Raw genomic sequence first — 6,309 nt, forward strand, 5'->3', positions numbered from 1 at the left:
GCGACCAATAGTTACTTTCAGGGTTTCATCTGTCCATTTTTCTACCGTGGCACAAACGCTGGTTTCTGTCGGTCCATAAGCATTAAAGAAATTTCTACCCGTAGCCCATTGTTTGATCAATTCTTCTGAACAAGCTTCTCCTGCCACAATAATTGTTTGTAACTCTGGGATGTCTTCTAGTGGCAAAGCCGCTAAGGCTGAGGGGGGTAAAGTAATATGAGTAATACCATAATCTTTTAATCGCCCCATTAATGGCAACCCAGGCATTAAAGCGTCTTTTGTGTCTAAATAAAGGGTTGCACCTGCTCCTATTGCCATGATAATTTCCCAGATAGAAGCATCAAAATTGAGGGAAGCAAACTGGAGAATGCGAGAGTTTGACTGTAAGTTAAACGTTTTAATTTGCGCTTGAGCTAGGTTAAATAGTCCCCGATGTTCCACCATTACCCCCTTGGGTTTTCCTGTAGAACCAGAGGTATAAATGAGATTAGCTAAATTATTGGCTGTTACTACTCCTGTTAGGTTATCTTGGCTGTTTTGGTTAATTTCTTCTGTGAATCTGTCTAACAAGATTAGCGGCGCTTGATGTTCAGGTAATTTATCGATTAATCCCTCTTGAGTTAGCAATAATGACAGTTGAGCATCAGCGATGGCAAATTGTAGCCGTTCACTGGGATAATCTGGGTCGAGAGGTAGATATGCACCACCCGCTTTTAATATCCCCAATAACCCCACAATCATCTCTAAGGAACGCTCAAGGGAAATACCGACTAAAGTATCAGCTTTTACGCCTAATTTCCGCAGATAATGAGCTAATTGATTAGCACGACAATTTAACTCATTGTAGGTTAATTGTTGCTGGGAACAGACCACCGCTACCGCGTCGGGTGTGCGTTTTACCTGTTCCTCAAATAACTGATGAATACACTTATACTCAGGATAGTCAACTTGAGTATTGTTCCACTCAATTAATAACTGATTAGTCTCGCTTTCTGTCAGTAAGGGTAATTGGGAAATCCGCGCTTGAGGATTGGCCGCAATTCCCCCTAATAAGTTGAGAAAATGCCCTGATAATCGCTCAATAGTGCTACTCTCAAACAAATCAGTATTATATTCCCAGACACCTTTTAAGCCATCATCGGTGTTAACCATAGCTAAGGTTAAATCAAACTTAGCTGTGGTATTTTCTGGAGGCAAATCTGTCACCGTTAATCCCGTCATTGCAATCTCAGACTTAGGTGTATTTTGCAGGACAAAAGCGACTTGAAATAGGGGAGTATGGCTCAAATCCCGTTCCGGTTGCAACGCTTCGACTAACATTTCAAAGGGTAAGTCTTGATGCGCGTAAGCATCCATTGTCACTTCCCGAACACGGGTTAATAACTGACTAAAACTCGGATTATCTGATAAATCCGTCCGCATCACTAAAGTATTAACAAAGAAGCCGATTAAACCCTCAATTTCACCGCGATTACGATTAGCGATGGGAGTTCCTACCAAAATATCACTTGACCCTGTATAACGATACAGTAAAGCATCAAAAGCAGCCAACAGCGTCATAAATAATGTCACCCCTTGTTGGCGACTTAATTCAGTCAAAGCTTGGCTAAGTTTGGGGGAAAGGGAAAATTCTTGCTGAGTACCGACAAAGCTTTGCACCGCAGGTCGAGGGTGGTCTGTGGGAAGAGATAATAAAGGGGGTGCAGCTGTTAGTTGATTTTGCCAGTAATTTAATTGACTTTGTAGGACATCCCCTTGCAACCATTGTTTTTGCCAGAGTGCAAAATCTGCATACTGAATCGGTAAAGGAGCTAAATTTGCGGGATGATTTTGAGTGTAAGCATTGTATAAGCTGGTCAGTTCGTGAATAAATACTTCTATTGACCAACCATCACTAATAATGTGGTGCATACACACTAATAAGAAATGTTCCGTCTCCGATAGCACCACTAAAGTGATTCTGATTAAGGATTCTTTGGCTAAATCAAAGGGTTGAGTGGCTTGTTTTTGCTTTAATTGCTGTGTTTTTTCTGCTTGCTCCTGGATGGGTAAATCTTGTAAATCAACGACCGATATTGTCTCCCTTGTTGTTTGAATAATCTGAGTCGGTTGTCCATCAATCGTGACAAAATTAGTCCGTAATACTTCATGGCGATCACAGATTTCTCGTAAACTTTGTTCTAAGGCCTTTTGATTGAGGTTGCCTCGGAAATGCAACACCATCGGTATATTGTATAAAGCACTATTTGGTTGCAATTGATCTAAAAACCATAAACGCTGTTGAGCAAAAGATAGAGGTAGTTCTGTATCCTTAGTTCTCGGTAAAATGGGGGGTACTGTTAGCGTCAGATTTTGCTGCTGTAATTGTCCAATGAGATGCGCTAATTCGGCCACCGTAGCTGCACCAAATAAACTCCGCAAAGGTAGTTCTATTTTAAATAAACTCCGAATCCGAGAAACTAATTGAGTTGCGAGGAGAGAATGGCCGCCAATTTCAAAGAAATTATCATAAATTCCCACTTGCTCTATTTTGAGTATTTCTGTCCAAATTTGCACCAACATCTCTTCAATTCCATTGCGTGGTGCTACATATTGATCCCGGCGATTCCCTATTTTATCTGGTGCGGGTAAAGCGCGACGATCTACCTTACGATTAGTAGTAAGGGGTAAAGATTCCAGAAAAACAAAAGCTTGAGGAACCATATACAGAGGCAATTTACTGGACAGAAACTGACGCAGTTCACTAATCATCGGTATCCGTTCGTAATGAGCTACTATGTAGGCGACTAAATATTTATCCCCCGGAGTATCTTCCCGAATAATCACACAAGATGTTTGTACATCAATATTTTGGTTAATTACCGCTTCAATTTCTCCTAACTCAATACGGAATCCGCGAATTTTAACCTGATTGTCAATCCGGCCAAAACATTCAATATTACCATCAGGTAAATAACGCGCTAAATCTCCCGTCTTATACAAACGATTGAACGGTGAATGAGCAAAGGGATTGTTAATAAATTTTTCAGCAGTTAATTCGGGACGATTCAGATAACCCCGCGCTAAACGAACACCGCATAGATGCAATTCTCCCTTAACTCCAATGGGTACAGGTTGCAGATTTTGATCCAAGATATATGCTTTGGTATTAGCAATGGGACGACCAATCAGCACTGAATTGATTTTTTCTGACTGATAATCTAGCAAGTCATGAACTATGGCGGTTACAGACGCTTCTGTGGGGCCATATACATTAATACATTGAACCCGTTTTCCGACCATTTGTCGCCAAATATTGACGGTTTCTGGTAACACTGCATCCCCTCCCACGGCGACAACCCGCAGACTGGATGGTACAGTAGCTAATGATTGGGAAACGGCGATTGCCCATTCATGCCAATAGGCGGGGGTAATATTTAAAACGGTGAGGCTTTCTTGTTCAATAAAATCGGCAAAATCAGTCAAAGTTGCGAACATTTGCCCTGGTCTTAAGACCACTGTGCCACCTTTTAACCAAGTGGGAAAAATTTCTTCGGCAGCGACATCAAAGCCAAAGGAAGCAAACTGTAAAACGCGATCAGATTCTGTTAAACCGAATACTTCACTAATGCCCCAACTATGATTAACTAAGGCTGCGTGAGTTAACATCACTCCTTTAGGTTTACCGGTTGAACCAGATGTATATAATAGGCATAGTAGATTTTCTGGAACCACTTCACTGAGGGGATTTTCTGGACTTTGAACTGTCAAAATCTCGGCTAATTTATCTAAGACAATTACCCCCACATCTTCTACTGGCAAAGAATCGAGTAAACTTTCTTGAGTTAGCAGTAGAGAAATTTGGGCATCTTCTGCCATATAAGTCAACCGTTGCTGGGGATAATCTGGATCTAAAGGTATATAGGCTCCTCCAGCTTTGAGAACTGCTAATAATCCGACAATAACTAACAGCGACCGCTCTAGATAAATGCCAACTAAAACTTCTGAATTTACCCCCAAAGATTGTAAATAATGGGCTAATTGATTCGCCTGAATATTTAATTCTTGATAGGTTAATTCTTGACCTTCAAAGACCACTGCTACTGCAGCTGGTGTTCGTGCTGCTTGTTCTTCAAATAATTGATGAATACATTGATGGAAAGGATATGCTTTTTCGGTGGCATTCCAGTCTTTTAATAATTCTTTTGCCTCTACTTCGGTTAATAATGGTAGTTGGAAAATTGGCTGCTGCGGGTTAACAACCAATGCTTCTAGCAAGGTGATGAAATTTCCTGTTAATCGCTCAATGGTGCTGCGATCAAATAAATCGGTATTATATTCCCATACGCCTTTTAATTCTGCACCGGTATTCTCCATACCCAGGGTTAGATCAAATTTGGCGGTGTCATTTTCCGTGGTGAGGGGAGTGGCAGTTAATCCTGTTAGTTCTAAGGGAGACGGGGGACTATTTTGCAGCAGAAAATCCACTTGAAATAAAGGCGCGTGACTTAAATCTCGTTCAGGTTGTAGGACTTCTACTAACATTTCAAAGGGCAAATCCTGATGAGCATAGGCATCCATTGCCATTTCCCGTACTCGACCCAATAACTGATTAAAATTGGGCTTACCTGACAAGTCAATTCGCAGAACCAAAGTATTGACAAAAAAGCCGATTAAACCTTCAAGTTCACTGCGATTACGGTTAGCAATGGGAGTACCAATTAAGATGTCTTCCTGTTCCGTATAACGGTAAAGTAAGACAGCATAAGCTGTTAACAGGGTCATAAATAAGGTGACACCCTGTTCCTGGGTTAATTGGGTCAGTTTTTCGGTTAATTCCCAAGAAAGGCTAAAGGGTAAATGTCCCCCAGCAAAACTTTGTTGATTGGGTCGAGGTCTATCTGTTGGTAAAGATAGGAGGGCCGGTGCGCCGGCTAACTGTTTTTGCCAGTAGTCTAGTTGCTGTTGCAATACCTCTCCCTGCAGCCATTGTCTTTGCCAAAGGGTAAAATCTCCATACTGGATAGATAGGGGATTTAGAGGCGAAGATAAACCCTGAATATAAGCATTATAGAGGGCGGTTAGTTCCTGAAGAAATACCTCCATTGACCAGCCATCACTGACAATATGGTGCATACAGACTAATAAGAGATGTTCCGTTTCAGATAACACCAATAAAGTGATTCTGATTAAGGGTTCACCAGCTAAGTCAAAGGGTTGAATCGCTTGATTTTGTGCTAACTCTTGAGACGCAATTACTTTTTCACTACCAGATAAATGCTGTAAATCAACAACCGTAACTGTCCAGGTTCGTGTCTGTATAACTTGGGTAGGGATACCATCAACGGTAATAAAGTTGGTGCGTAAAGCTTCATGGCGATCGCAAATTTCTTCTAAACTCTGAATTAAGATTTCTGAGTTCAGGTTTCCCTCTAAACGCAAGGCTAGGGGGATATTATAAAAAGAACTATTCGACTCAAATTCAGCCAAAAACCAGAGACGAGTCTGAGCAAAAGATAGGGGTAATTCTGCTGTTTTGTCCCTGGGTAAAATCGGCAGTTCAGTTGGTTGTTCTCCTTCGGAAAGCCGTTTTATTTCTTGGGACAATTCGGCTATTGTCGGTGCAACAAATAACTCGCGTAAGGGCATTTCTACCTGAAAAGCCTCACGGATGCGCGAAATTAGTTGCGTTGCTAATAATGAATGTCCACCTAACTCAAAGAAGTTGTCGTGAATCCCCACCTGTGCAACTTTTAACACTTTTGCCCAAATCGAGGATAATATCTCCTCAATGGGGTTACGCGGCGCGATATACTGCTCTTGGCTTTGGAATTCGGGAGCCGGTAAAGCACGATGATCGATTTTACCATTGGGCGTTAAGGGTAGGGATTCCAAAATGACAAAGGCACTAGGAATCATATACTCTGGTAACTTGGCTTTCAGGAATTGCCGCAGTTCAGTAACATTAAGCGAATTTTTCTCTTTTGGGGCGGAAATAATCTCTTTTTGGGGAATAATATAGGCGACTAAACGTTTCTGATTTGTCTCATCTTCTTGGGCAATTACAACAGCCGTTTTTACTGCATTGTGCTGACTAAGAACGGTTTCAATTTCTCCCAATTCAATACGGAAACCGCGAATTTTAACCTGATTGTCAATCCGTCCTAAATACTCAATATTGCCATCGGTTAAATACCGACATAAATCTCCCGTTTTATATAATTTTGACGGCTCATTGCCCCCCTTATTAAGGGGGGTTGGGGGGATCACTTCATCCTTCTCAAAAGAATTAGGGATAAATTTCTCTTGTGTTAACTCTGGACGATTAAA

General features: G+C 41.4%; 1 protein-coding gene. It reads right to left on the minus strand.

The features are described from left to right. Positions 1–6,309: non-ribosomal peptide synthetase (locus PX484_RS13060; protein WP_288104165.1), on the minus strand; the 6,309-nt coding region annotated here is incomplete at both ends.

This window comes from Microcystis sp. M49636_WE2, assembly GCF_030065375.1.
Classification (GTDB): domain Bacteria; phylum Cyanobacteriota; class Cyanobacteriia; order Cyanobacteriales; family Microcystaceae; genus Microcystis; species Microcystis aeruginosa_C.